Source organism: Novosphingobium sp. MMS21-SN21R (genome assembly GCF_031846015.1).
Classification (GTDB): Bacteria; Pseudomonadota; Alphaproteobacteria; order Sphingomonadales; family Sphingomonadaceae; genus Novosphingobium.
Map to the genome: position 1 here is coordinate 524,916 of NZ_JAVRDU010000003.1, position 25,950 is coordinate 550,865.

Genomic DNA, 25,950 nt, shown 5'->3' on the forward strand with positions numbered 1-25,950 from the left:
TGATAAATTTGTATGCAACACATACAATATTGCCAGTAGCGACGCGGGGGCAAGATCCTGCGCGCAGACGGGGATAACTGACGACATGGCACAGATCATCGATGGCAAGGCGCTGGCGGCGCAAGTGATCGAACGCACCGCAGCCGAAGTGGCGGAGATCGTCGCGGGCGGCGGCACCGCACCGGGGCTGGCGGTGATTCTGGTGGGCAACGATGCGGCGAGCGAAGTCTACGTCGGGCGCAAGATTGCGCAGTGCCGCAAGGCGGGCATCCGCTCGATCGAGCACCGCCTGGCGGCAGACACGCCGCAGGAACAGGTACTGGCGCTGATCGATACGCTCAATGCCGATGCGGGCGTGCACGGCATTCTGGTGCAATTGCCGCTGCCAAAGCACATCGACGCCGCGCTGGTGCTTGACCGGATCGATCCGGGCAAGGATGTCGACGGCTTCCATCCGGTGAATGTCGGGCGTCTGTCCACTGGCACCGGCGGCCTTGTGCCCTGCACCCCGCTGGGGGTGATGTTGCTGCTCGACAGCGTGATCGAGGATTACCGCGGTCTCAACGTGGTGGTGATCGGCAAGTCGAACATCGTCGGCAAGCCGGTGTCGATGCTGCTGCTCGAGCGCGAGGCGACGGTGACCGTGACGCATATCGAGACGCTCGACCTGCCCGATGTGGCGCGGAAGGCCGATGTGATCGTGGCGGCGGCGGGCGCGCCGCATCTGGTGCGCGGCTACTGGGTGAAGCCGGGCGCCGTGGTGATCGACGTGGGCATCAGCCGCATTACCGACTTCGACGGAAAGACGCGCATCGTCGGCGATTGCGCGACGCACGAGCTGGATCACGCCCGCGCGGTGACGCCGGTGCCGGGCGGGGTGGGACCGATGACCATCGCTTGCCTGCTCAGCAATACGGTGTTGGCGGCCAAGCGCGCAGCACTTGCATGAATTGCAATCGTATACGCCGATTTCGCACTTGCAGCATGGGGCGGCGCGATGGATAGAGGGGGTGCCTTTCAGGCATCCTCTCCCAAACCTTTCAAGGGGGCCAGCGCAAGCCGGCCCCCCTTTTTTTGGCGTAGTTCCGGCGTGTTCAGGGCGCGACCGCGCGCTCGACCATATCGCGCAACGGCAGGCTTGCCTTCAGCCGGACGGCGAGGAGCGCGGTGCCGCTGACCTTGCGCTGGACGAACAGGGTTTCTGCAGGCGGGATGTGCCATGCGCTGCGGTCTGCGAATATGGTTTCGGCTTCGGAGCGGACTTGGTCGACGAACGAGCGGTCGGCGAAATCGAACAGGCCGGGCTTGCCGAGATGGGCGAGCAGGACCGCAATCATCCGGTCCAGCGCGGGGCCGTGGCGGGCGACGACCGCCGGCGCGACGAAGCCGATGTCCACCAGCGCGGCGCGCAGGGCGGGGGCGTCATCGGCAAGGCCCGCGTGCATCAGGCGGCGATAGGCCTGCGTGGTGGCCGGGTCGATGGCGCGGGCTGCACCGAAATCGAGCAGGACGACGCGGCCGGTGTGCGGCTGCCAGCGGAAATTGGCGAAGTTGGGATCGGTCTGCATGAAACCGAATTCGAACAGTTCGCGCAAGACCAGGCCGAGCATGGCGCCCATTGCCAGCTGACGCGGTTCGGGATCGGCGGTGGACAGCGTTTCGATCGGGCGGGATTCGATGAAATCCATGGCGAGGACGGTTGGACCGGACAGCTCCGGGTGCGGGCGCGGCACGAGGAAGGCGGGGTCATCGGCCAGAAGATCGGCGTAGCGCGTCATCATCGCCGCTTCGCGCGTATAATCGGCTTCCTCGTGCAGCTGGCGCTTGGCTTCGGCGAGCAGCGGCGCGATGTTCAGGCTGGCGGGAAGCAGGCCGGACATGCGCAGGAGCGTGGCGACATTGTCGACATCGGCATCGATGCTGGCGGCGATGCCGGGGTACTGCACCTTGATCGCCAATACGCGGCCATCGTGCATCCTGGCGCGGTGGACCTGGCCGATGGACGCCGCCGCGACGGGCCGCGCATCGAACGCGGCAAAGCGGCTGCGCCAGCCCGGTCCCCAATGGGCGGCGAGCACGCGCTCCAGCTGGGCAGGCGGCATGAAGTGGGCGGAATCGCGCAAACGCGCGAGAATCTCGGTCAATTCGCGCGGGAGCATGTCGCCCGCGTCGAGCGAGATCATCTGCCCGAGCTTCATCGCCGCGCCGCGCAGCCGCGAAAGCTGATCGGCCACGCGCAGGGCGTTGCCGGGGGTGAGCAGCATGTCGGACAGGCGCGGCACATCGCCGCGCGCCAGCCGACGCGCGCCTTCGGCGAGCATTCCGCCCGCCACGCCGCTCGCGAGCTGGCCGAACGAGGCAAGGCGCGAGAGGCGGCGCGATGGCACCTTGCGGTAGCGGCTGTCTGTCACCGGGCGAGCCATTGCAGCGCGGGGCGGACAAGGAGGAAGGCGCGGTAGAGCCCTTCGAGCGCGATGCCGACCGGGCGCAGCCGCGCGGCAAGGCCGAGCCAGCGCAGCGCCGGGATTGCGCGCCACATCGCGGCAAAGGCGGCGGCACCGCTCAGCATCCGCCCGTCCTCGCGCGCATGGAGACGCGACAGCATCAGGCGGCGGTCAAGCGGGCAGATGGCATCGGCGCGTGCCGCGTCGATGAAATGGAGGCGCTTTGCCCGGTCAAGCCGCCGCATCAGTGCGATCTCGCGCAGGCAGAGCGGGCAGGCGCCATCGTACCAGACGGTGACGCGGGCCGGGATGGTGGCGGTAAGCGAGTCCATGCCCGCCGCTATGGCGGTCCCCGGCGCTGCCCGGGACCTGCCATTTGGGGCAAGCGCGGATCAGGTCCAGCGTTCGCGCAGGGCGAGCAGCGCGAGGGCGGCCTTGGCCGCTTCGCCGCCCTTGTCCTTTTGCGCAGGATCGGCGCGGACGATGGCCTGTTCCTCGTTCTCGACGGTGAGGATGCCATTGCCGATGGCGCTGCCGTCCATCGTCAAGGCCATGATCCCGCGCGCGGATTCGCCCGCGACGATCTCGAAGTGGTAGGTTTCGCCGCGGATGACCACGCCGATGGCGACATAGCCGTCATAGTCGCCCGACTGTTCGGCGAGCGCGATGGTGCCGGGAATTTCGAGCGCGCCGGGCACGGTCACGACTTCGGACGTGTGGCCCGCTGCCAGAATCGCGGCCTTGGCGCCCGCGATCAGCATGTCGTTGAGGTGGTCGTAGAAGCGGGCTTCGACGATCAGGAACTTTGCCATGGCCTATCAGTCCTTCGAAATCGGCTGTTCGCCGACGATGTTGAGCCCGTAGCCTTCGATGGCGACGACATTGCGATGCGCATTGGTCAGCAGGGTCATGTCATGCACGCCAAGATCGGCAAGGATCTGCGCGCCGATGCCATAGCTGCGCAAGTCCATGTTGCCGGTGCCCTTGCCCGATACTTCGTTGACGAGGACTTCGGGATCGTTGGGCATGAGCAGCACGATCACGCCCGAGCCTGCCTCGCCGATTTCGGCCATGGCGCGCTGGAGAATGCGCTTGCGCGGGCCGGGCGCGCCGAGCACGTCGGACAGGATCGAGATGCCGTGCATGCGCACCAGCGTCGGCTGGTCCTGATGGATCGCACCCTTCTGCAGGACGAGGTGGAGCGTGCCGTCGACCTTGTTGCGATAGGTGCGGATGGTCCAGTCGCCGCCGTAGTCCGAGGTGAACGGGGCCTGGCTGATGCATTCGACGAGGTGATCATGGCGGCGGCGATACTCGATCAGATCGCGGATCGTGCCCATCTTGAGGCCGTGCTTGCGCGCGAAGGGGACGAGATCGTCCATCCGCGCCATCGTGCCATCGTCCTTCATGATCTCGCAGATCACGCCTGAGGGGTTGAGCCCGGCCAGACGGCTGATGTCCACCGCAGCTTCGGTGTGGCCTGCGCGGACCAGCACGCCGCCATCGCGGGCGATCAGCGGGAAGACGTGGCCGGGGGTGACGATGTCGTCGCGGGTCTTGCCCGCGTCGATGGCGACCGAGACGGTGCGCGCGCGGTCGCCCGCCGAAATGCCGGTGGTAACGCCTTCGCGCGCCTCGATCGAGACGGTGAACGCGGTTTCGTGGCGAGTGCCGTTGTTGCGGCTCATCAGTTCGAGGCCGAGCTGGTCGCAGCGATTGCGGGTCAGCGTCAGGCAGATGAGGCCGCGGCCGTGGGTGGCCATGAAGTTGACCGCGTCGGGCGTGGCCATCTGCGCCGGGATCACCAGATCGCCTTCGTTCTCGCGGTCTTCGTCGTCGACGAGGATGAACATGCGGCCGTTGCGCGCTTCCTCGATGATTTCCTCGATGGGGACGAGCGCGGGGGTATCGTCCGAATCAGAGAGGAAGCGTTCGAGCTTGGCCAGAGTGTCGGCGGTGGGGTTCCAGTTCGGCTCGGTCAGGTCACGCAAGGTGTTGGCGTGAAGCCCTGCCGCGCGGGCGAGACCGGAGCGTGACATGCCGCCTTCGTTGACGAGGCGGCGGATCTTGATGATGAGTTCGCTGGACATGCGAGCTTGATTTCACATTATGATGTGTGACGCAAGTGGAGAAATCACATTCACGGCGCCAGAATGTGATTTTGAATGTGCATAGCGTCAATCGGTGGGCAGGCCGATGGCGATGACTTCTACGGCGTCCGGCTTTCCTGCGAAATCTGCTGTTTCGCCGGTTTCCAGCCCGAGCAGCGCGCGGGCGAGCGGGGCGGTGAACGAAATCAGGCCGCTTGCAGGATCGGCCTCGTCATCGCCGGTGATGGTGATCGTGCGGGTCTTGCCGTTCAGCGCGTAAGTGACGGAGCAGCCGAAGGCGACAGTTTCGCAATCTGGCGCGTCCTGCACCAGCGCGGTGGACTGGCGCGTGCTCCAGTAGCGGAAGTCGCGGCGGGCAGACTTGATCGCGGCCTCGTCGGTCAGGGTGGGGATCAGCGCTTCGATCTGGGCCACACGCGCGCGGATCAGCGCAAGGCCGCGCGGCGTGACCAGATTTGGCCCCGGCGGGATCGGCAGTTCGAACTTGGGTTCGAGATGTTCGTCATCGCCTTCGCGGCGGAACGCGACACTCATGGCATTCTCCTCGGGCGCTGACATCGCGATTGCGGGCGGTCAGCGCAAGGGGCTAATGCCGGTCAGTCGCGCACGCGGGTTCCGGTAACGGGACGCGGCTCGGGCGGTGCGGCGAGCAGGGGCATGTCGGCGAAGTGCGGCCAGTTCATCGTCTGCGGCTTAAGGTCGAGCAGGACGAGATGCGGCTTCTTCGGGTTGAACGCGGGCCACCGGCCGATGGCAGGACTGTTCGGCACGCCGGTCCGCGCGAAGCTGAGCAGGGCAGATGCCATCTCGTCTTCAAGTGCCTGATCGCCCGGCTCCCACGTGCGGGTCTGGCGGAACAGGTTGAGCGCATCGCGGGTGCGCAGCCAATAGGGCACGTCGCCGGTGTGGTAGGCGCCGACGGTGGCGGGATCGTGATCGCTGAAAGTTATGCCGGGGGCATAGGGCTGGCGGCGCGCGAACAGGAACGCGTAAGTGGGCGCGGTGCCGTGCTGGGCCGAGGCCCATTGCGCCATCTGCAAGCCGACGGTGCCATCGCGGGCTAGTTCTGCGGCGGCGGTGGGACCGGTGTATGCCTTGAGGATGGCAGGCGCGGTTTGCGGGTAGCGTTGGCGCACGGCGGATTCGAGCGCTGCGCTGTTGTCGATTTCGGGGAAGGGCCGGAAGCTCTCGTCGCGCGTATAGCCCATCAGGACCGGAACTTGCGCTTGCTTGCGGGCGGCGAACACCGCTTCCACGGTGCCAGTGATGACGCGGCCGTCCTGCACGATCGGATCGCGGCGGGTGGCAGCGGCAATGACGCGGTCGCCAGGAAGGCTGCGCATTTCGGCGAGCGAGGCCGCGCCAAGGTCGTTTTGCAGCGCGGTACCTTGCGCTTCTGCGGTGGCCAGCGGGATGGGTCCAAGCATCCCGCCAAAGGCCGAGCCGCTCATCGCCACCGCGCGGGCAAACAGGCCTTTGGCGAGCGGGCTGGCTTGCAGCAGCGAGACCGACATCGCGCCTGCGGACTGACCGACGATGGTGACGTTGGCAGGATCGCCGCCGAATTTGGCGATGTTGCGCTTCACCCATGCGAGCGCGGCGATCTGGTCCATCAGTCCGTAGTTGCCCGAGGCACCGGCCTCGGCGGTCAGGTCAGGGTGGGCGAGGAAGCCCAGCGCGCCAACGCGGTAGGCGAGGTTCACGCGGACGACGCCGTCGCGCGCGAGCGGCTCGCCCGAATAGTTGGCCATCGAGGCCGAGCCGACATTGAACGCGCCGCCATAGATCCACACCACGACGGGGGCCTTGGCCGCGCCTTTGGGTGCCCAGATGTTGAGGTAGAGGCAGTCCTCGCTGGTCGCCTCGTTGCCGAAATAGTGATTCTGGCGCGAACCGCGCAAGGGCTGCAGGCATTCGGGCGCAAAGCGGTCTGCGTGCAGCACGCCCGTCCACGGCTGGACCGGCTGCGGCGCTCTCCAGCGCAAGTCGCGCAAGGGGGGTGCGGCGAAAGGCACGCCGAGCCACGCCGCGACGCCCGAGGACAGGGTCACGCCTTCGATCATGCCGCCATCGACGGTGACGGGATCGGCCAGCGCAGGCGTTGCGAGGCCGAGCAGGAGCGCGGCGAGGGCTGTGCGGATCATTTGCGCGGCACGCCCAGCTTTTCGTGGAAGAAATCGAACGTGGCATTCATCGCCGCGAGCGAGGCCTTGCGTGTATCTTCGGGCGTTTGCCCCATGAAGCTGTGGTCGGTGGCGGGGTAGTAGATCGCGTTTACCGGCACGCCTGCGGCCTTGAACGCGGCTTCGGCCTGCTGCGATTGGCTGGCGGGCACGACCTTGTCGTCGATGCCGTGGATCAGCAGGAATGGCGGATCTTTCGGGTCGAGATAGGTCAGCGGGCTGGCGTTCTTCTGGGCATTCGGCGGGCAGTTGCCGTCCTTGCAGCCGAGCAGCATCTGTTCGGGAGAGCCGGGGGTGTCGCGCCGGGGCATCGTGGCGAAATCGAAGATGCCGTACCATGAGACGACCGCCTGGACGCAATGGTCCTGCGCCGAGGCGGGATCGAGCGCCGTATCGCGGCAGCCGAGGCCTGCCATCGCCGCAAGATGCCCGCCTGCCGAGCCGCCGAACACGCCGACGCGGGCCGGGTCAATCGCGTATTTCGCGGCGTTTGTCCGCAGGAAGCGCAAGGCGGCATTGACGTCGCGCGATTGGGCGGGGAAGGGCGCTTCGCCCGACAGGCGGTATTCGACGCTGGCGACGGTGAAGCCCTCGGCGGCAAAGGCAGCGAGCATGGCGGGGAAGTTCTCGAACGCGCCCGACTGGCGGGTGTGGCCGCCCATCCAGCCGCCGCCGTGGATATAGAGCACGAGCGGATGCGGGCCTTTGCCCTGGGGTACATAGATATCGACGATCTGCGGGCGGAAGCCGGGCTGGACCTGATAGGTCACATCGCGCCATGCCTTCACGCCTTTGGGGAACGCCACCGGGACTTGCGGGAACTTGTCGGCCATCGACGGTTCGGGGCCGACCGGGATCACACGCGCAGGCGCGGCTTGCAGAGCCGGGGCGGCGAGCAGCGATGCCAGCGCGAAAGTCAGGGCGATTCTTGCCATCTTGAGTCTCTCCGGGGGTGGTTTTGTTTTTGGCAGGGGAGTCAGGTTACGCGGAAGAAGCGGATGCGGACGGCGCGCTGGCCGCCGGGGAGGCTGACCGGGTCGAGCGTGCCGACGAAGCTGGTCTGGCCGAGCCATTCGTATTTTCCGAGCGGCGCTTCGAATACGGGCTGGGTGCGGACCACGGCGGCGGGGTCCTTGGCCCGGCAGCTGACGCCGGTGTTGATCACGTTGATGACCACGCCGTCGTCGGTGCGCAGCATGTAGTCGGCCTTGATCTGCAGGCAGCCGTCGGCGCGGCGCAACTGCCAGTCCCATCCGCCGCCGATGATCGTGCCTTTCAGGCCGGGGCCTTCGAAAGTGCCGCCGGTGATCGGCACGATGTTGCGCGTGCCGAGCGGCGTCTGGCCGGCAGGAACGTCGGGGCCGAGCAGCACGGTTTCCTCGAACGCATATTCGAGGCCGGGGGTGGGCGCAGTTACGGCAGCGGCTACAGCAAGGAGAAAGGTCATGGCTTACCCCGGAAAGTCGGACTTGTGGCGGGCCTGTGCGGCAAGGCGGATCGGCGCGTTGGCGGCACCGTAGCCTGCGTAGCCGCGCCGTTCGACCACTTCGAAGAACACCCGGCGGGCAAAGGCGCGGCTGTAGAACTGGAAGTATTCGGTGTCGTGGCCGCTCTCATCGGTGGCGCGGTCATAGAGCATGTCGTCGGCGGCCATGCGGTCTGCCAGCGCGGGATCGATGCCGAGGCGGGCTTCGAGATCGTCGTGGTAATTGCGCGGGATGCCGAGGCGCGGCAGGCCCTGTGCGGCGGCGGCTTCGGCAGCGGCGAAAGCATCGGGGGTGGCGAAGGCGACGTGCTGCACACCTGCGCCGAAGTAGTTCTGGATGAAGCGGGAGGAGAGCGACTGCGCGGCGAGCGAGCCGTTGAGGGTGAAGCGCACCGATTTGTCGGCGCTTTCCACGGCCTGACTTTGGACGAGGCCCATCGGGTCGGCGATTTCGAGCTGGGGGGTTTTGGAGACATCGAACAGAGCGACGTAGAACAGTAGCCAGCTGAGGAATTCCTCGTACTGCATGGTCTGGGCGATGTGGTCGATATTGGTGAGCAGCGGGGCTTGCGGAACGGGTTCGAGCGGCGTCGGGAATTCGTGCGCCCACATCGCCTCGCGCGTGGCGGCGTCGACGAAATAGAGCAGGCTGCCGCCGACCGCGCGGACGCTGGGGATCGGCCATTCGTCGGGTCCGGCGGCCTGCGTAAAGCGGGGCACGCGCAGGAAATCCGCGCGGGCGAGGGCTGCGGGCACATCGTCCACGGCAAGGCCGATCGCGCAGACCGAGGCGCCATGGACCACATCGAAACTGTGGGCGAGGCCTTCGGGCTCGCAATTGATCACGATGTTGATCGCGCCCTGCTGCCAGCGGGTGACGTCCTTGCTGCGGTGGCGCGCGGTGGGGCGGAAGCCCAAGGGGCGCAGCATTTCGCCCAGCGTCTCGGCCTCTTCGTGGCTGGCGGCGAACTCGATGAATTCGGTGCCGATGGGCCTGGCCTTGGGCGGCAGCGCGGCAGCCTCGGCGCTGGGGCGGGCGATGCCCCCCTGCAGCAAGCGGAGCGAGCGATAGCCATCGAGCGCAACGCCGTGGGCCGAGCCTGCCCGGAAGCGGTCGTTGAAGATTTCGAGGCTCCAGTACCCGTCATAACCGGTGCGGCGGATCGCCTCGGCCCAGTCGTCCAGGGGGAAATCGCCCTGGCCCGGCATCGAGCGGAAATGACGGCTCCATTGCAGCAGGTCCATGTCGAGCACGGGGGCGTCGGCCACTTGCACGATGAACAGCTTTTCAGGCCGTATGTCGCCGATGGAGGAGGACGGGATCTTGCGCGAGAGCGAGTGGAAGCTGTCGAGCACGAGGCCGATGGCGGGGTGATCTGTGTCGCGCACGATGCTCCAGGCATCGCGGTGATCGCTCACATGGCGGCCCCATGCGAGAGCTTCGTAACCGATGCGCAGGCCGCGCTTTGCGGCGCGCTCCCCGGCTTCGTGCAGGTCGGCGATGGTGCGGGCGCGGTCGGGATCGGCGAGCGGCGAGCACGACGAGCAGACCAGCAGCAGGTCGGTGCCGAGTTCCTCCATCACGTCGAATTTGCGTTCGAGCCGGTCGAAGGCGCGGACACGCTGTGGCTGCGGCAGGCCTTCCAGATCGCGGAACGGCTGGAACATGGTGCAGGCGAGGCCAAGGTCACGCATCAACGCCGCCACATCGCGCGCAGACATGTCGGTCGAGAGCAGATCGTTCTCGAAGATCTCCGCGCCGTCATAGCCTGCGGCAGCGATGGCCTGCAGTTTCGCGTCGAGCGTGCCGCTGATCGATACGGTTGCTATCGAGGTTTTCATCGGCTGACTGCCCGGCTCCCGCGTCCGACTCTATGGCCGGTGTTGACAAGTTAAAATGTTAGGGACTAGTTCGTTACATAAATGCACGAATGAGGCAAGGGGAGGTTTTGCAGGTGATGGCTGGCGTGGCTGCAGATGTGACTGGGGAAAACCCCCATTTGCGGGCGCCGTGGCCAGAGTCGCAGGCAGACCGGACGCGCAAATGTCGTTAGGGTCGGCCGCTGCGGGAGCGTTGCAACCATCTCTGGTTCCACGCCTTGCGCATGATCTTGCGGAGGTTGCCGACGTGTCCCGAGCCGAAGATGCAGGTGAAAAGCCCGCGCGCCGCAGCCGTGCCGAAAGCCGCGAGCAGGCGATCAACGAGATCATCGACATCGCCACCGACGAATTCGTCGAGAAGGGCCTCGCCGGGGCGCGGATCGACGAGATCGGCACCAAGGCGACCAAGCGCAAGATCTACTACTACTTCGAGGGCAAGGACGAGCTTTACCGCGCGGTGCTGGAGCGCGCCTACGCCCGTGTGCGCGCGAGCGAGAGCGAAGTGGACATCGAAAGCGGCAACGCCGCCGATGCGCTGCGCCGCCTGATCGAGCATGACGTGCATTATCATGCGCGGCACCCCGAACTGGTGCGGCTGGTGATGAACGAGAACATCCACCGCGCCGAACATCTCAAGCAGATCAAGACCCTGCCGCAGGGCAACCGCCGGGTGATCGGGATGCTGGAAAAGATCATCGCGCGCGGGCAGGCCGAGGGGCTGTTCCGCACCGGGCTGGATGCAGTGGATCTGCACCTGAACCTGACCGCGCTCAGTTTTTACAACGTATCGAACCAGTTCACTTTTGCGCACAACTTCGGGGTGGACATGACCAGCCCCGAAGCGATTGCGCGGCGGGCGAGCCAGGTATCGGACATCATCCTCGCCTGGGTGACGAAGCAGGACTGACGGGCGCGGAGCGGGCTGCGGTCCGGTCGTGCCTTGTCAGTCATTCGTCCTCCCGGCGCGGCAAAGGAGAGGACGAATGGCAATTCCGATTAGCGCCGGGAGCGCAGACGGCCCCGAAAGCTGGACCCGCAAGGGGCTGGGTATCGTGGCGCTGTGCTTTGCGATCAACATGGCCGACGGGATGGACGTGACGATCCTGTCGTTCATCGCGCCGCGTCTTCAGGCCGAATGGGGCATCGGGTCCGACACGATGGGCACGCTGTTCAGCGCCGGGCTGCTGGGCATGGCGATTGGCGGCATGTTCATCGCGCCGCTGGCCGACCGGGTGGGGCGGCGGGCGGTGATCATTGCCGCGCTGGCGCTGATGTCTGCAGGCATGGTGGCGAGCGCCTTTGCCGGCAGCGTGCCGGTGCTGTTCGCGATGCGCGTGCTGGTGGGATCGGGGATCGGCACGGTGCTGGCGGCGATGGCTGCGCTGGCAGCGGAAAGCGCGCCACCTGCCAAGCGCAACATGGCGGTGGGCGTGGTCCAGGCGGGCTATCCGTTCGCGGCGGTGTTCACCGGGCTGATCGTGGCCAGGCTGCTGCCGGTCTATGGCTGGCAGGGGATGCTGCTGGGCGCCGCCGTGCTGACCGTCGCGCTGTTTCCGGCGGCGCTTCTGGTGCTTCCGCACAAGCAGCCCGTTGCCGAAGATGATGCCAAAGTCGAGGCGGGCAAGGTGGCGCACCTGTTTGCGCCCGAACTGCGGCCGCGCACGATTGCGCTGTGGAGCGCGGTGTTCTTCGGATTGATGGTGCTCTATTTCATCGTCAGCTGGATTCCCAAGCTGTCGATCGCGGCGGGGCTTTCGGAAACCAACGGGATTTACGCGGGCGCGCTCTACAATGCGGGCGCGTTTGTCGGCACGATGTCGATGAGCTTCCTTGCCTTGCGCGTGCCGCTGGGGCGACTGGTGCCGGTGATGCTGGTTCTGGCAGGCGCGGCGATGGTGACCTTCGGATCGGTGGCGATGCCGGTCTGGGCCACGCTCTGCACGGCGTTCGCCATCGGTGTGCTGCTGCAGGGCGGATACAACGGCGTCTGGCCGATTGCGGCGGGCGCATACCCCGAAAAGCTGCGCGCGACCGGTGTGGGCTGGGCGATTGGCGTGGGCCGTGGCGGCGCGGTGATCGGGCCGATGCTGGGCGGATACCTGATGGCCGCCAATGCGCCGCTGCCGTTCCTGTTTGCCGCCTATTGCGTGCCGCTGGTGATCTGCGCGGGCGCGGCCTTCCTCGTCGAGCGCTTCAAAAGGCCCGTGTCATAAGTGTAACTGGATAGTTACAATATATTTGACAGGGACTAGTTCGTTACATAAATGAGCAGGGTGAAGGGCGGCGACTCAAGCCGCCCGTGGAGGAGGACGACCATGCGTTTGAGGGGCACACGCCTAGCAGTTTCCGCGTCTTTGCTGTCGGTGGGCTTTGCGCTCGCCGCGCCGGCGCTGGCACAAGATGCCGCACAGAATGTCGCGCAGGATGAGGCCGCCGACGCGCCCGCCGCCGCCGACAAGGAGATCATCGTCACGGGGTCGCTGATCCAGCGCCCGAACAACACCGCCGTCAGCCCGATCGTCAGCATCAGCGATGCCGCGATCCGTCAGGCGGGCAAGACCAGCCTCGTCGATTCGCTCAATCAGCTGCCCGGCTTCACCGTGGGCGGCAATGAAGCGACCGGCGGACAGGGCACCGGCGCGCGCGCCAGCATCAACCTTCACGGCCTTGGCACCAACCGCAATCTCGTGCTGCTCGATGGCCGCCGCCTGCCGGTTTCGGACATTCGCGGCAACGTTGACATCAACATCCTGCCCGATGCCATCATCGGCGGCGTCGATGCGATCACCGGCGGCGCTTCGGCGGTTTACGGTTCGGACGCCATGTCGGGCGTGGTCAACTTCAAGTCGATCCGCTCGCTTGAGGGCGTGACGGTTGATTTGCAGAACACGCTCAGCTCGCGCGGGGATGCCTTCAAGTTCAAGGGCTCGATCGCCGGTGGCACCAGCTTTGCGCAGGATCGCGGACACATCGTTGCGGCGTTCGCCTATGCCAAGCAGAACCCGCTGAACGGCAGCCGCCGCTCGTTCTTCTTCGACAAGACGCCTTCGGGCTTCATCGGCACCGGCACCTATGTGCCCAGCGCCGCCAACGCGCCGAGCGCGGCTGCGGTGACCGCGCTGTTCAATTCCTATGGCGTTGCCGGTGCGCGCAATCCGCTGGGATCGAACCTCGGCTTCAACAAGGACGGCACGCTGTTCACGCAGACTGGCGCGCTGAACTACAAGGGCCCTAACGGGACGGGCGGCTATGCGGTTGTCGGCGGCAACGTGCGTATGCCGGTTGGCCAGCAGATCGATTACATCAACGGGCTTGAGCGCAAGAGCGCCTTCGTCAAGGCCGACTACGACATCACGCCCTCGCTCAACCTCTATGGCCAGTTCATGTATGTGGACCTGACCACCAGCACCGAAAGCGGCGGCAGCCTCACGCAGTTCCCGCGCCTGACCACGATCCCGGTGACCAACCCGTTCATCCCGGCAGACCTGCGCACGATCCTGGCTTCGCGCCCGAACCCGAATGCGAACTTCAACTGGAGCTCGCGCTATGTCGGCGTGCCCTACAAGGGCTGGAACGAAAGCTACAAGGTGCAGCAGTACCTTGGCGGGCTGAAGGGTGACATCACCGACAGCTGGTCGTTCGACGGCTTCGTGGCCTATGACAAGTCGGACCACGATTCGGTGATGCACGATGCCGTGCTCAAGAGCCAGGTGCAGAACCTGCTGAGCGCGCCCGATGGCGGCGCTTCGATCTGCGCGGGCGGGTTCAACCCGTTCGGCGATGCCAATGCGCGCTCGCTTTCCGCAGCTTGCCAAGCCTACATCACCAAGAACGCCGTCTCCAAGGAGCGCCTGAGCCAGACCCAGGCGCAGCTGCAGATCAACGGCAAGCTGTTCGATCTGGGCGCAGGCCCGGCGCAGGTTGCCGTGGTCGGCAACTGGCGCCGCAATACGTATGAATATGCGCCTGACGTCGATGTGACCCCGGCCTCGGGCTTTGCACCGGGCGCGAATGTCGAAGGCTTCGCCGCGCAGCTTCCGGTTTCGCGCAAGGCCATCAGCGTCAAGGAACTGGCGGGCCAGATCGACATTCCGCTGATTTCGGGCAAGCCGTTCATCGAGGAATTCGGCGTTGGCGCCGCCGCGCGCGTCTCGGACTATTCGGTGACCGGTTCGGTTGTCAGCTACGAAGCCGACATGCGCTGGCGCCCGACCGAGACGGTACTGTTCCGTGGCAGCTATCAGCGCGCCGTGCGTGCGCCGAACATTGCCGAACTGTTCTCGCCGCCGCAGAACGCGCAGCTTGCCCTTGGCACGCCGCCCGCTTCGCTCGGCGATCCGTGCGACGTCCGTTCGCTTGCCCGCACGGGTGCGAACGGCGCGCAGGTAGCCGCACTTTGCGTCGCTCAGGGCGTGCCGCAGGCACAGATCAGCAGCTACCAGTTCCAGACCACGGCGACCGGTTCGACCACCGCTGGCAGTCTGGCGGTGACACCCGAAAAGGCCGATACCTTCAACCTCGGGTTCGTGTTCAACGCGCCGCGCGGTGGCGGGGTGTTCGGTGATTTCTCGCTCTCGGTCGATTACTACAATATCAGCATCAAGAATGTGATCTCGGCCGTGCCGGGTGGCACCGTGCTGTCGGGCTGCTACAATCTCAATGGCAGCAACCCGACCTATTCGCTGTCTGATGCGAACTGTGCGCTGATCACGCGTGACGTCAACGGCCAGCTTCTGAACGTCAACACGCCGTTCAAGAACCTCGGCGCGTTGAAGACCGATGGTATCGAAGTGCAGGTTCACTGGGGCGTGCCGACGCCGTTCCTCGCAGATAGCGGCAAGATCTATGTCGACTCCGCGATCGGTTATCTTAACAACTACAAGGTTCAGCTCCTGCCAGGTGCAGCCTTCCTTGATTACACCGGGATCAGCAATGGCTCGGTGTTCGATGCAGGATCGGTGCCGCCGCGCGCGACGCCGAAGTGGAAGGCGCTGACGACGCTCGGTTATCGTTCGGACGTGCTGAGCTTCGGCCTGCGCTGGAAGTACCAGAACGCGCTCGACGACGTGAGCCGGATCAACAGCCCGAACAATGTCGCGCTGGGCGTGCCTTCGTACCAGACCTGGGATCTGTTCGGCTCGGTCAAGGTGAACGAGCGTTTCGAACTGCGCGGCGGCGTCAACAACCTGACCGACCGCGGCTTGCCGTTCGTCGCCAGCAACCAGACGCTGACCGATACCGCGCAGTATGACGTGATCGGCCGTTCGTTCTATGTCGGCATTCGCGCCACTTTCTGATCCACCCTGTGTCCCGGCGCCCTCACCGGCGCCGGGATTTTTTCCCGAATTTCAAGGTACAGATGATCCGCTCAGGCCTTCTTGGACGCTCCATTCTCACCTCGCGCTCGCCCGAGCTGCACGAGAAGGAAGCGCAGGCGCAGGGCCTGGATCTCAGTTACGAGCTGTTCGACTTTTCTTCGCGCGGCCTTGCCGACGAGGATCTGGCCCAAGTGATGGCGGATCTGGTGGCGCGGGGGTTCAGCGGGTTCAACGTGACATTTCCGTTCAAGCAGGCGGTGCTGCCGCTGCTCGATGAACTCGACGAAAGCGCAGGCGCGGTGGGCGCGGTCAATACCGTGGCGATCCGGGGCGGGCGGCTGATCGGCTACAACACCGACATGGCCGGGTTTCGCGGATCGGTGATCGACGGTCTTCCCGGCGCGGTCCTGCGCCATGTGGTGCAACTGGGCGCAGGCGGCGCAGGCGCGGCGGTGGCCAATGCGCTGATGTCGATCGGTGTCGAGAGGCTCGACATCGTGGACATCGATGCGGCGCGGGCTGGCGCTTTGGCGGCAGACCTTGGCGCGCGTTACCCGCAGCGGACGGTGACCGCCGGATCGCTGGGTGACCTCATTACCGATGGTGCCGACGGCATCGTCAACGCAACCCCCATCGGCATGAACGGGAAACCCGGCATGCCCATGGCCGAAGACAAGATTGCGCCCGGTCAATGGGTTGCCGATGTCATCTATTTCCCGCCGGAGACCGAGCTGCTTCGGGTCGCAAAGGGGAAGGGTTGCGCCACGATCAACGGCGTGGGCATGGTTGTGGGGCAGGCCGCGCGCGCGTTCGAGATCATCACCGGTCATGCTGCCGATGCCGCGCGGATGCGCGCCAGTCTGGGTTAGGTCCTGGCCTTGGCCCTATTCGTCCGGCGCGGCGGCGCGGTCGATCATGTCCATGAAATTGCGGGCGGCATCGCGCTGGCCGGCGTCCTTGAAGGTGACGTCGAGATCCGGCGCGGCGCCGAGCATGTAGAGGATCGACCATAGCGCGAAGCGGCGCGCGGGATCGCGTTCCAGCCCCAATGCGACGCGCATCTGTTCGGTGCCGCCGTCAAAAGCATCGGGCGTGACTTGCGTGAGGTCGGCGGTGCCGAAGAAGCGGCGGAGCTGATCGTCGAAATCCATCGCGCGTCTATCGCCGCTGGTTGCGCGCGGAGCAAGCGCCGTGGCATGGCAGGGCGACCATGGCCAAGAAAAAGCGCTTCCTGACTGCGACGATGCCCGATGGCTACGTGAAGACCATCGGCCCGACGAGCGACAGCTTCACCCATTACTGGCGGATCGTCGCCACGCTGGAAAACGGCAAGACCGAAGTGTTCTGGGGCCACGCCCGCTCGCTCGCCGATGCCAAGGCCAAGCGCCAGCCCGCGCAGGATGCGGCGAAGATGCGGGGCTGGAAGACGTTCGCGTTCGAGATTGCCCAGCTTACCGAGGCACCTGCGTGAAGGTGGCGACGAGGGCGCGCGCGCGTTCGCCCACGTCGGCTGCGCTGCGGCCCGGCGCGTAGAGCGAGGAGCCGATGCCGAACCCTGCGGCACCTGCGGCGAGGTAGGCGGGGATCGTGCTCGCATCGATGCCGCCGACCGGAAACACGCGGGTTCCGGCGGGGAGGACCGCGCGCACGGCTTTGAGCGTGGCGGGTCCGGCGGCTTCGGCGGGAAAGAGCTTGAGCGCATCGGCCCCGGCGGCGAGCGCGCGGAAGGCTTCGGTCGGGGTGAAGAACGCGGGAAGCGAGGCCATGCCTGCGGCCTTGGTGGCGGCGATGACATCGACATCGGTGTTGGGCGAGATGACGATGCCGCCGCCTGCTTCGCGGACGCGCGCCACATCGGCTACGGTCAGCACGGTGCCTGCGCCGACCAGTGCGCGGGTGCCAAGGTGCGCGGCCATCGCGGCGATGCTGGCGAAGGGATCGGGCGAATTGAGCGGCACTTCGAGGCAGCGGAAGCCCGCTTCATAAAGCGCATCGGCGATGGGCACCGCCTCGGCAGGCGTGATCCCGCGCAGGATGGCGATGAGCGGCAGCGCGCCGAGTGCTTGGTCGAGTGTCACAGGCATTCTCCGATGGCCCAGAGGCCGCGCGAGGCGGCGTGATCGCCGTCGATGATGGTGATGGCGTTTATCCCGGCAAGGCGCAGCGCGGTTTCATAGCGGGCGACAAGCTGCGGGTTGCCGATCAGGGTTGCCGGTTTTGCACCAAACCCGGCGATCTCGCCGCCGATGAGCAGGCCGGACAGGTAGCTTTCCACCGCTTGCGGCGGCAGGTCGCCCAGCAGCACATCGGCGCGGGTGGAGAACAGCAGCGGGGCGAAGTTGCCTGCGTCCAGCGCGCGCGTGACGCCGCGTGCGAAGGCGTGCTCGTTGAACGCGCCTTCGCTGGCAAGCTGGCCGAGCAGCGAGTGGTGGCGCAGCAGGGCGTAAAGCTCGCCGGTCATCGCGGTGGCAAAAGTGGTGATGCGGCCCTGTTCGAGCGTCGCCCATTTGCTGTGCGTGCCGGGGAGGACGACGAGGCCAGCGGTGAGGCCAGCGCCAAGCAGCTGGGTTTCCTCGCCGCGCATGACGTCAGCCGAGCCATTTTCGGCGCGGGTGGAGAGGCCCGGCAGGATGACGGCGCGGCCCAGTGCGGTGTCCAGCGGAAGCGCGGCGGCGGCCAGCGCGGAGGGCGAGGCCGGACAGGGCAGGTAGGGAGCTTCGCGCCAACCGGTGCGCCCGCCGACCATTCCGGCAAGCACGATCGGCGTGGTGCCATCGGTCCAGTCCGCCACGGTTTCAGTCAACACGCTTTCGAATTCGGGCGGCGTCAGGCCTGCAGCGCCGCGCGGAGAGGCGCGGCGTTCGAGCACTTCGCCCGATGCGCCGAAGCGGAAGGCGCGCATATTGGTGCTGCCCCAGTCGATGCCGATCAGCGCGGTCATCCGGCGAATGCCCGGGGCGGAAGCCCGCATACGCCGGGATCGACTTCGAACAACGCGCCTGCATGGGGTTCGTGCGCGAGGCCATCGGCGGACGAGGTGACGAACATGCGGCTGAGGTCCGGCCCGGCGAAGGTCATGCTGGTCACGTTCGTGGCGGGCAGGGTAACCTGGCGCATCAACTGGCCCGCAGGATCGAAGCGGCTGATCCGCGCAGCCCCCCAATGCGCGACCCACAGGCAGCCTTCGGCGTCGGTGGTCATGCCATCGGGGTAGCCCCATGCGTCCTCGAACAGCAGGAAAAGGCGCTTGTTCTCCAAGGTTCCGTCCGGCGCAAGATCGAAGGCGTGGATCGTGCGCGCGCCGCTGTCGGTGTGGTAGAGCGTGGTGCCGCAGGGGCTGAATGTGGGGCCATTGGTGACCTGATAGTGGTCGTCATGGCGGGACCAGCCAAGATCGGGATCGAGCCGGTAGAGCGCGCCGGTGGCGGCGGCGTCGGTATCGTCCTTGGTGCCTGCCCAGATGCGCCCGGCGTGATCGACTTTGGCATCGTTGAGGCGGTTGTCGGGGCGGTCAGGTTCGGGATCGCCGATGGAGGTGATGTCGCCTGAATCGAGATCGAACAGGTGAAAGCCGCTCTTGAGGCCGATGACGAAATCGCTGCGGCCCGCGCGCGGGATGATCCAGCCGATGCGTTCATGGAAGGGGCGGCGGCCGACTTCGCCGCTGGCAAGATCGAGCCAGTTGAGTGCGGGCGCGAGGATATCGACCCAGAACAGGCGATTTCGCTCGGGCACCCAGACCGGGCCTTCGCCGAGCAGGTCGCGGGTTTCGCGCGGGATTGGTCCCAGCAGCATCAGTGATTGTCGCGCGGCAGGCCCATCGTCTGGGCGATGCGCTGGTAGCGTTCGGCGCCTTCGAGGATCGCGCCGGTGTTCATTTGCCCGACCATCGAGCGCTGGATCTGCTGCCACGGGGTTTGCGATGCGGGATAGGCAAAGCCGCCCGCCGCTTCAAGCGCGGCGCGGCGCTCCGCCAGTTCCGCTTGCGCGATCAGCACGTTGGCGGTGCCCTTGTTCAGATCGATGCGCACGCGGTCGCCCGTGCGCAGCAGCGCAAGGCCGCCCATGGCGGCAGCTTCGGGGCTGGCGTTGAGGATCGAGGGGCTGCCGCTGGTGCCCGACTGGCGGCCATCACCGATGCACGGCAGCGCGCCGACGCCCTCGGTCATCAGGTAGGCGGGGGGGCGCATGTTGACCACTTCGGCCGCACCGGGATAGCCGATGGGGCCAGCGCCGCGCATGAACAGGAGGGTTTCGGCGGTAATGCCGGTGGCGGGATCGTCGATCCGGGCGTGGTAGTCCTCCGGCCCGTCGAACACCACGGCGGGGCCTTCGAAGGCCTCGGGATCGGTGGGGTTCGACAAGTAGCGCGCGCGGAATTCGGGCGATATCACGCTGGTTTTCATGATTGCGGCGTCAAACAGGTTGCCGCTCAGCACGATGAAGCCCGCGTCGGTGACGAGCGGCTGGGCGAACGGGCGGATGACTTTTTCGTCCTCGATGGCCACGCCCCGGCAGTTTTCGCCGATGGTGCGGCCATTGGCGGTCATCGCGGACTCGTCGATCAGGCCCTGGCCGATCAACTGGTTCACCACGGCTGGCACGCCGCCAGCGTGATAATAGTCCTCGCCCAGATATTCGCCTGCGGGCTGAAGATTGACCAGCAGCGGCACTTTGTGGCCTTGCGTCTCCCAATCCTTGAGCGGCAGATCGACGCCGATGTGGCGGGCGATGGCGCACAAGTGGATCGGCGCGTTGGTCGATCCGCCGATAGCGGAATTGACGCGGATCGCGTTGTGGAACGCTGGAAGCGTCAGGATGTCGGACGGCTTGAGATCCTCGTGCACCATTTCCACGATGCGCTTTCCGGTGTGGTAGGCGCATTCCTGCCGGTCACGATAGGGTGCGGGGATCGCGGCGGAACCGGGCAGCGACATGCCGAGCGCTTCGGCAAGGCTGTTCATCGTGGTGGCGGTGCCCATCGTATTGCAATAGCCGGTCGATGGCGCGGACGAGGCGACGAGCTTGATGAATTGCGCATCGTCGATCTCGCCCTTGGCGAGGAGTTCGCGCGCCTTCCACACGATCGTGCCCGATCCGGTGCGCTCACCCTTGTGCCAGCCATTGAGCATCGGGCCGACCGACAAGGCGATGGCCGGGATGTTTACCGTGGCGGCGGCCATCAGCGCAGCGGGCGTGGTCTTGTCGCAGCCGATGGTCAGCACCACCCCGTCGAGCGGGTAGCCATAGAGCACTTCGACCAGCGCGAGATAGGCCAGATTGCGGTCAAGCCCGGCGGTGGGGCGCTTGCCGGTTTCCTGAATGGGATGGACCGGGAATTCGAGCGGGATGCCGCCTGCTTCGCGGATACCGTCGCGCACGCGCTCGGCCAGTACGAGGTGGTGGCGGTTGCAGGGGGAGAGGTCGCTGCCGGTCTGGGCGATGCCGATGATCGGTTTGCCCGATTGCAGTTCCTCAAGGCTGAGGCCAAAGTTGAGGTAACGCTCGAGATAGAGCGCGGTCATATCGACATTGTCCGGATTGTCGAACCATGCGCGCGACCGCAACTTGCCCTCGTCACCCTGCTGCATCCCGCGATTCCCCGAACTTTTCGATCAAAATACGGCCACCGTTGACGGCGGCATATCCGGGTATATACTCGGAGTATTGAAAAGGCGCAAGATCGCGCCAGGCGGGAATCGAGGGGCGGGCAAGGCATGGCGGGACCGATTGGACAAGCGAGTTTGGTGCCAGATGGAAGTGCCCCGCGCGCGGCATACGGCCCAGCGCTGACGCTGCTCGCCAGCCTGTTTTTCATGTGGGGGTTCATCACCGTCATCAACAACACGCTGCTGCCGCATCTGCGCAGCGTGTTCGAGCTGAACTATACCCAGACCACGCTGATCGAGAGCGTGTGGTTCATCGCCTATTTCTTCGCCTCGATCCCTTCGGCAAAACTGATCCGCCGGGTCGGTTATCAGCGCGCGATGGTGATCGGATTGCTGATCATGGCGGCGGGCGCGCTGCTGATGGTGCCTGCGGCGAAGTTGCCTTCCTATGGCGTGGTGCTGACCGCGCTGTTCATCATCGCCAGCGGGATCACGTTGCTGCAGGTGGCGGCCAATCCCTATGTCACCGTGATCGGCCCGGCTGAGACCGGATCGTCGCGGCTCAATCTGGTGCAGGCGTTCAATTCGCTGGGCACCACGCTGGCGCCGCTGTTTGCGGGATACCTGATCCTCGGCCGCTCCAAGGGCGGCACGATGGCGGAAGGCGGCGCGGCGCTGACGGCGGCAGAGCGTTATGCCGATGCGCAATCGGTGATCCTGCCTTATGTGCTGGTGGCGGTGGTGCTGGTGGCGCTGGCAGTGGTGATCGCGCGGTTTCCGCTGCCTGCCATCGGCCAATCGACCCAGCGCGTTTCGCAGGCTGACCGCGCGGGATTGTCGCTGTGGAAGCACCGCAATCTGGTGTTCGGCATCCCGGCGATCTTCATCTACCTGATCGCTGAAATCGGCGTGGCCAACCTGTTCATCAACTTCGTCTCGCAGCCCGATATTGCCGGAATCACGCACGAGCAGGCCTCGCGCTATCTGGCGCTGCTTTGGGGCGGGATGATGGTCGGGCGCTTTGCCGGCAGTTTCCTGATGCGCACCATTCCGGCAGAAAAGGTGCTGGCGGGCTTCAGCGTTGCGGCCTTCGCAGTGATGCTGGTGGCGACTTTCGCGCATGGCCCTGCGGCGATGTGGGCGCTGATCGCGGTGGGGCTGTGCCATTCGATCATGTTCCCGACGATCTTCTCGCTCGGCATCCGGGGCCTCGGGCCGCTGACCGAGGAAGGCTCGGGCCTGCTGATCATGGCCATCGCGGGCGGTGCGCTGGTGGTGGTGCAGGGCTGGCTGGCTGACCTCTACGGGCTGCAATGGTCGTTCCTGCTGACCGCGATCTGCGAACTTTATGTCCTGTTCTATGCGCTGTGGGGATCGCGGGTCACGCATCCGCTTCCCGATGAAGCACCCATTGCCTGAAAGACTGATACCGATGCCTGAATTGCGTTCGATCGATGCCGCCACCGGAGAGGCCTTCGGGCCAGCGTTTGATACGCACGGACCCGCCGATGTTGCCGCTGCCTGCGCCGCCGCCGAGGCTGCGTTCGATGCCTATCGCGGCATTGCAGCGGAAGCACGCGCCGCGTTCCTCGAGCGGATCGGTGCCGAAATCGCCGCACTGGGTGATGACCTGATCGTCATGGCCATGCGCGAGAGCGGGCTGCCCCGGATGCGGCTTGAGGGCGAGCGCGGGCGCACCATCGGCCAGCTCAAGCTGTTTGCCGATGTGGTGCGGCGCGGCGGCTGGGCGGGGTTGCGGATCGATCCGGCCTTGCCCGAACGCACCCCGCCGCGCCCCGATCTGCGGCTGCGGATGATCCCGCTGGGACCGGTCGCGGTGTTTGGCGCATCGAACTTCCCGCTCGCGTTCTCCACCGCCGGGGGCGACACCGCGTCTGCTTTGGCGGCGGGGTGCCCGGTGGTGGTCAAGGGCCATCCGGCGCATCCCGGCACCGGCGCCATGGTGGCGGGCGCTATCCTTGCGGCAGCGCGCGCTTGCGCCATGCCCGAGGGCGTGTTCGCGCATCTGGTCGGCGCGGGCAACGAACTGGGCGCGGCGCTGGTGCAGGACCCGCGCATTGCGGCGGTGGGCTTCACCGGATCGCGCAGCGGCGGGCTGGCGCTGGTCAAGCTGGCGCAGGCGCGGGCCGTGCCGGTGCCGGTCTATGCCGAGATGTCGAGCGTCAATCCGGTGCTGCTCTTGCCTGCCGCGCTGGCGGCGCGTGGGGGAGAGCTGGGCGCGGGCTTTGCAGCATCGCTGACGATGGGGGCGGGGCAGTTCTGCACCAATCCCGGCCTTGTGCTGGCGATTGAAGGCGCGGGGCTGGAAGCCTTCATCGCGGCGGCAGGCGAGGCGATTGCCGCGCACGATCCGGCGCCGATGCTGACCGGCGGGATTCATGCGGCGTATGAGGCGGGCACGGCGTTGCTGGCCGGGCATGCCAAGGTTGCCACGCTGGCGCAGGGCCTTGAGGGCGCAGGCGCTCGCGGGCAGGCTGCAATGTTCTCGACGGACGCCGCTTCGTTCCTGGCCGACCCGGCGCTGGGACATGAGGTGTTCGGCGCGTCGTCGTTGCTGGTGCGCTGTGCTGACGAGGCGGAATTGCGCGCGGTGCTGGCGCAGGTCGAGGGGCAGTTGACCGTGACATTGCAGATGGATGATGCCGATGCCGCCATGGCCGCGCGCCTGCTGCCGCTGCTGGAGCGCAAGGCGGGGCGAATCCTGCGCAATGGCTGGCCGACAGGGGTGGAAGTGACGCATGCGATGGTTCACGGCGGGCCTTATCCCGCCACGTCGGTCGCGCGCACGACGTCGGTCGGCAGCATGGCAATTGACCGTTTCCTGCGGCCGGTATCCTACCAGAACCTGCCCGATGCGCTGCTGCCGCCAGAACTGCGTGGCGGCGGGACGCAAGGTTGGCCGAAACTGATCGACGGGGAACTCGCATGACCTTGCGTTTGCTGCAGCATCGCGCCGCCGATGGCCAGCGCAGCGTGATCGCGGCGCAGGGCGATGCCGCGCATTTCCTGATCGGCGTGGACAGCATTCACGCGCTGGCGATGCGCGCGATTGCTGCGGGCACCGGGTTGGCTGAAGCGGTGCAGGCCTGCAGGCAGGGCGCGGGCGTGGACATCGCCGCCGAACTTGCCGCCGGACGGCTGATCGCGCCAATCGGGCACGACGATCCGGCGCACCTTGCCATGACGGGCACGGGCCTCACCCACCTCGGCTCGGCCGAGGGGCGCGACAAGATGCACCGCGATGCCGCCGCAGCCGAAGTGCAGACCGATTCCATGAGGATGTTCCTTGAAGGCGTGGCGGGTGGCAAGCCTGCAGATGGCGAAACCGGGCAGCAGCCCGAATGGTTCTACAAGGGCGATGGCTCGCAATTGCGAGGGCCCGGCGAGACGCTGGCCATGCCCGCCTTCGCGCAGGACGGCGGGGAGGAGCCGGAGCTTGCCGGGATCTACCTGATCGGGCCGGATGGCACGCCGTTCCGGCTGGGGCTGACGCTCGCCAACGAATTCAGCGATCATGTGACCGAGCGGCACAATTACCTGTGGCTGGCGCATTCCAAGCTGCGGCAGGCCGCCATCGGCCCCGAACTGCTGGTCGGCACGCCGCCCGCGCATGTCGAAGGCAGCAGCCGGATCGTGCGCGATGGCGAAGTTATCTGGGAAAAGCCGTTCCTTTCGGGCGAGGCGAACATGTCGCACAGCCTGGCCAATCTTGAGGCGCATCACTTCAAATATGCGCAGTTCCGCCGCCCCGGTGATGTGCACGTGCATTTCTACGGCACCGCCACGCTGTCGTTCAGCGACGGCATCCGCACCGCGCCGGGCGACGTGTTCGAGATCGAGGCCGCGCCGTTCACGCTGCCGCTGCGCAATGCGCTGGCGCGTGCGGACGCGGTGCCGGTGAAGGTGCAGCAATTGTGAGCCATCCGCCGATTCGCATCGCCCTTGTCGGCATGGGCAAGATCGCGCACGACCAGCATGTGCCGGCGATTGCAGGGGATGGCGCGTTCATGCTTGCCGCCACGGTCAGCCCGCGCGGACCGGGCGTTGACGGGGTGCAGCATTTTACTGCGCTGGACGCCATGCTGCAGGCTGCCGAGGTTGACGCGGTGGCGCTGTGCACGCCGCCGCAAGTGCGCTTTGAACTGGCGGTCGCGGCGATTGCGGCGGGCAAGCATGTGTTCCTCGAAAAGCCGCCGGGTGCGAGTTTGAGCGAGGTGGCGGCGCTGGAGCAGATGGCTGCTGCGGCGGGCGTCACGCTGTTTGCCAGCTGGCATTCGCGCCATGCCGCCGGGGTTGAGCCTGCGCGCGCGTGGCTGGCGGGAAAGACGATCCGCCGCGCGCATATCTGCTGGCGCGAGGATGTGCGCCACTGGCATCCGGGGCAGGCGTGGATCTGGCAGGCGGGCGGCCTCGGCGTGTTCGATCCGGGGATCAACGCGCTGTCCATCGCCACGCGGATCTGGCCGCAGCCGCTCTATCTGGAAACCGCGACCTTGCAGGTGCCCGCCAACCGCGAGGCCCCTATTGCCGCCGATCTCATGCTGCGCGATGCTGCAGGCACGCAGGTCAGCGTGGACCTCGACTGGAGGCAGACCGGCAAGCAGACCTGGGACATCACGGTGGAGACAGATGCGGGCACGCTGACGCTGTCAGACGGCGGCGCGGTGTTCAGCGCAGACGGCGAAACGCGCCGCGCCCCCGACCGCGAATACCCGCTGCTCTACGCCCGCTTCGCCGAACTGGTGCAGACCCGCACCAGCGAATGCGACATCGCCCCGCTGCGTCTGGTGGCAGACGCGTTTCTGCGCGGACGGTGCGAGACGGTGGAAGATTTTTTGGAGTGAGGCGGGTCGCGGTTTGAATAGCGTTGGGGGTGTGGGGCCCACCTTGCGGCGGC

24 protein-coding genes are annotated in these 25,950 nt (G+C 66.4%); 10 read left to right on the plus strand and 14 right to left on the minus strand.

All coding sequences use genetic code 11. The features are described 5' to 3' along the window. Positions 1 to 85 precede the first annotated feature (85 nt). Positions 86 to 949 carry a bifunctional methylenetetrahydrofolate dehydrogenase/methenyltetrahydrofolate cyclohydrolase FolD gene (locus tag RM192_RS18540; protein ID WP_311509140.1) on the plus strand — a complete coding sequence of 288 codons (864 nt, stop codon included), beginning with the start codon at positions 86 to 88 and terminating at the stop codon, positions 947 to 949. A gap of 145 nt (positions 950 to 1,094) precedes the next feature. Here the strand turns inward: RM192_RS18540 and RM192_RS18545 are convergent, their stop codons facing one another. From RM192_RS18545 to RM192_RS18585, 9 genes are all read right to left on the minus strand, one after another. Further along, positions 1,095 to 2,423, minus strand: coding sequence for an AarF/ABC1/UbiB kinase family protein (locus RM192_RS18545; protein WP_311509141.1), 1,329 nt, complete (start codon positions 2,421 to 2,423; stop codon positions 1,095 to 1,097). After that, positions 2,408 to 2,776, minus strand: a complete 369-nt coding sequence (locus RM192_RS18550) for a DUF393 domain-containing protein (protein WP_311509143.1) — start codon at positions 2,774 to 2,776, stop codon at positions 2,408 to 2,410. The genes RM192_RS18545 and RM192_RS18550 overlap by 16 nt, the downstream gene beginning before the upstream one ends. Before the next feature lie 60 nt (positions 2,777 to 2,836). Then, positions 2,837 to 3,256, minus strand: a complete 420-nt coding sequence (gene ribH, locus RM192_RS18555) for a 6,7-dimethyl-8-ribityllumazine synthase (protein ID WP_311509144.1) — start codon at positions 3,254 to 3,256, stop codon at positions 2,837 to 2,839. A 6-nt stretch (positions 3,257 to 3,262) separates the two neighbouring features. Beyond that, positions 3,263 to 4,534 carry a 3,4-dihydroxy-2-butanone-4-phosphate synthase gene (gene ribB, locus RM192_RS18560; protein ID WP_311509145.1) on the minus strand — a complete coding sequence of 424 codons (1,272 nt, stop codon included), beginning with the start codon at positions 4,532 to 4,534 and terminating at the stop codon, positions 3,263 to 3,265. An 87-nt stretch (positions 4,535 to 4,621) separates the two neighbouring features. Continuing rightward, on the minus strand, positions 4,622 to 5,089 hold the full coding sequence (locus RM192_RS18565; protein ID WP_311509146.1) for a GreA/GreB family elongation factor: 468 nt from the start codon (positions 5,087 to 5,089) through the stop codon (positions 4,622 to 4,624). A 62-nt stretch (positions 5,090 to 5,151) separates the two neighbouring features. Beyond that, positions 5,152 to 6,699: a carboxylesterase family protein gene (locus RM192_RS18570; RefSeq protein ID WP_311509147.1), complete on the minus strand. Its 1,548-nt coding sequence runs from the start codon at positions 6,697 to 6,699 to the stop codon at positions 5,152 to 5,154. Next, positions 6,696 to 7,673: an alpha/beta hydrolase gene (locus RM192_RS18575; protein WP_311509148.1), complete on the minus strand. Its 978-nt coding sequence runs from the start codon at positions 7,671 to 7,673 to the stop codon at positions 6,696 to 6,698. Before RM192_RS18575 ends, RM192_RS18570 begins: the two co-directional genes overlap by 4 nt. 41 nt (positions 7,674 to 7,714) lie before the next feature. Then, complete coding sequence (locus RM192_RS18580; RefSeq protein WP_311509149.1) at positions 7,715 to 8,185, minus strand: DUF3237 domain-containing protein; 471 nt, start codon at positions 8,183 to 8,185, stop codon at positions 7,715 to 7,717. 3 nt (positions 8,186 to 8,188) lie between these two features. Beyond that, the gene (locus RM192_RS18585; RefSeq protein WP_311509150.1) at positions 8,189 to 10,066 is read right to left on the minus strand and encodes a TIM barrel protein; all 1,878 of its coding nucleotides are present in this window, start codon (positions 10,064 to 10,066) and stop codon (positions 8,189 to 8,191) included. 286 nt (positions 10,067 to 10,352) lie between these two features. Here RM192_RS18585 and RM192_RS18590 point away from each other — a divergent pair, with 286 nt between their 5' ends. The 4 genes from RM192_RS18590 (at position 10,353) to RM192_RS18605 (ending at position 16,292) form a co-directional block, all read left to right on the plus strand. Further along, entirely contained in the window at positions 10,353 to 11,012 is a 660-nt protein-coding gene (locus RM192_RS18590; protein ID WP_311509151.1) for a TetR family transcriptional regulator, read from the plus strand. 76 nt (positions 11,013 to 11,088) lie between these two features. Then, complete coding sequence (locus tag RM192_RS18595; protein WP_311509152.1) at positions 11,089 to 12,318, plus strand: MFS transporter; 1,230 nt, start codon at positions 11,089 to 11,091, stop codon at positions 12,316 to 12,318. Positions 12,319 to 12,420: 102 nt separating this feature from the next. Then, the gene (locus RM192_RS18600) at positions 12,421 to 15,402 is read left to right on the plus strand and encodes a TonB-dependent receptor domain-containing protein (RefSeq protein ID WP_311509153.1); all 2,982 of its coding nucleotides are present in this window, start codon (positions 12,421 to 12,423) and stop codon (positions 15,400 to 15,402) included. A 62-nt stretch (positions 15,403 to 15,464) separates the two neighbouring features. Further along, on the plus strand, positions 15,465 to 16,292 hold the full coding sequence (locus RM192_RS18605; protein WP_311509154.1) for a shikimate dehydrogenase: 828 nt from the start codon (positions 15,465 to 15,467) through the stop codon (positions 16,290 to 16,292). 15 nt (positions 16,293 to 16,307) lie between these two features. On the opposite strand, the gene RM192_RS18610 is transcribed toward RM192_RS18605, so the two are convergent. Next, positions 16,308 to 16,574 carry a hypothetical protein gene (locus RM192_RS18610; protein ID WP_311509155.1) on the minus strand — a complete coding sequence of 89 codons (267 nt, stop codon included), beginning with the start codon at positions 16,572 to 16,574 and terminating at the stop codon, positions 16,308 to 16,310. A 59-nt stretch (positions 16,575 to 16,633) separates the two neighbouring features. Here RM192_RS18610 and RM192_RS18615 point away from each other — a divergent pair, with 59 nt between their 5' ends. Further along, on the plus strand, positions 16,634 to 16,894 hold the full coding sequence (locus tag RM192_RS18615; protein ID WP_311509156.1) for a hypothetical protein: 261 nt from the start codon (positions 16,634 to 16,636) through the stop codon (positions 16,892 to 16,894). Here RM192_RS18615 and RM192_RS18620 read toward each other — a convergent pair. The 4 genes from RM192_RS18620 to RM192_RS18635 are packed head-to-tail and all read right to left on the minus strand — an operon-like array spanning position 16,875 to position 21,014. Beyond that, positions 16,875 to 17,507 carry a 2-dehydro-3-deoxy-6-phosphogalactonate aldolase gene (locus RM192_RS18620; protein WP_409233843.1) on the minus strand — a complete coding sequence of 211 codons (633 nt, stop codon included), beginning with the start codon at positions 17,505 to 17,507 and terminating at the stop codon, positions 16,875 to 16,877. The two genes, RM192_RS18615 and RM192_RS18620, sit on opposite strands and share 20 nt — an antisense overlap. Further along, positions 17,498 to 18,364, minus strand: coding sequence for a 2-dehydro-3-deoxygalactonokinase (locus RM192_RS18625; protein WP_311509158.1), 867 nt, complete (start codon positions 18,362 to 18,364; stop codon positions 17,498 to 17,500). The genes RM192_RS18620 and RM192_RS18625 overlap by 10 nt, the downstream gene beginning before the upstream one ends. Further along, complete coding sequence (locus tag RM192_RS18630; RefSeq protein ID WP_311509159.1) at positions 18,361 to 19,218, minus strand: SMP-30/gluconolactonase/LRE family protein; 858 nt, start codon at positions 19,216 to 19,218, stop codon at positions 18,361 to 18,363. The genes RM192_RS18625 and RM192_RS18630 overlap by 4 nt, the downstream gene beginning before the upstream one ends. Next, positions 19,218 to 21,014, minus strand: a complete 1,797-nt coding sequence (locus tag RM192_RS18635; protein WP_311509160.1) for an IlvD/Edd family dehydratase — start codon at positions 21,012 to 21,014, stop codon at positions 19,218 to 19,220. Before RM192_RS18635 ends, RM192_RS18630 begins: the two co-directional genes overlap by 1 nt. A gap of 126 nt (positions 21,015 to 21,140) precedes the next feature. Between RM192_RS18635 and RM192_RS18640 the strand changes: the two genes are divergently transcribed. Genes RM192_RS18640 through RM192_RS18655 form a run of 4 tightly spaced genes read left to right on the plus strand, consistent with a single transcriptional unit; the run spans position 21,141 to position 25,897 of the window. Further along, entirely contained in the window at positions 21,141 to 22,451 is a 1,311-nt protein-coding gene (locus RM192_RS18640; RefSeq protein WP_311509161.1) for a sugar MFS transporter, read from the plus strand. A 13-nt stretch (positions 22,452 to 22,464) separates the two neighbouring features. Then, on the plus strand, positions 22,465 to 23,982 hold the full coding sequence (locus tag RM192_RS18645; protein WP_311509162.1) for an aldehyde dehydrogenase (NADP(+)): 1,518 nt from the start codon (positions 22,465 to 22,467) through the stop codon (positions 23,980 to 23,982). Further along, positions 23,979 to 24,971, plus strand: a complete 993-nt coding sequence (gene araD1 / locus RM192_RS18650; protein WP_311509163.1) for an AraD1 family protein — start codon at positions 23,979 to 23,981, stop codon at positions 24,969 to 24,971. Before RM192_RS18645 ends, araD1 begins: the two co-directional genes overlap by 4 nt. Next, the gene (locus RM192_RS18655) at positions 24,968 to 25,897 is read left to right on the plus strand and encodes a Gfo/Idh/MocA family oxidoreductase (RefSeq protein WP_311509164.1); all 930 of its coding nucleotides are present in this window, start codon (positions 24,968 to 24,970) and stop codon (positions 25,895 to 25,897) included. The genes araD1 and RM192_RS18655 overlap by 4 nt, the downstream gene beginning before the upstream one ends. The last annotated feature ends 53 nt before the right edge of the window (positions 25,898 to 25,950 follow it).